This is a genomic window from Archaeoglobus neptunius (assembly GCF_016757965.1).
In the GTDB taxonomy this organism is placed as follows: domain Archaea; phylum Halobacteriota; class Archaeoglobi; order Archaeoglobales; family Archaeoglobaceae; genus Archaeoglobus; species Archaeoglobus neptunius.
The window spans coordinates 1-487 of the sequence record NZ_JAEKIW010000030.1 but is presented as its reverse complement, the minus strand read 5'-3'; the positions used below and the strand labels follow the sequence as shown (position 1 = coordinate 487).

Sequence of the window (487 nt, the reverse complement as noted above, 5' to 3'; positions counted from 1 at the left end):
AGAAGACTGGCGGAGGATATGAAAGAAACCGCAGAGCAGGTCAGAGAAGCGAATGAGGCCGTAAATCAGATGAATGCCGGCATGCAGCAGATTTCATCAGCTTCACAGCAGATCGCCACGGGAAGTGAGAATCTTTCAAGACTTGCAAACGCCTCGACTGCCGATCTGAAGGCAGCAGAGCAGGTCTTCAGAAACCTCACCGTTAAATCTGAAGAATCGGCGAATTTCGCCTCAGAGGCAGAAGAGAATGCGAGAATAGCGAAGGAGGAGGGAGCCAGAGCCCTCGAAATAATGAAGACCATCGTCGACGAAGTTGAAAACGCCGCAAAGGTTGTGGAAACCCTCGAGCTTGCGGTTAGAAACATAGGAAAGGTTACGGAGAGAATCAAATCCATTGCAGACCAGACCAATCTCCTCGCCCTTAATGCAGCAATTGAGGCTGCAAGGGCAGGAGAGCATGGCAGAGGGTTTGCCGTTGTTGCGGACG

The 487-nt window shown here is 51.3% G+C and carries 1 protein-coding gene; it reads left to right on the top strand.

Annotation, left to right across the window (positions count from 1 at the left end):
• Window positions 1–487, top strand: a 487-nt coding sequence (locus JFQ59_RS12345; RefSeq protein WP_230972516.1) for a methyl-accepting chemotaxis protein, incomplete at both ends; no start/stop codon positions are given.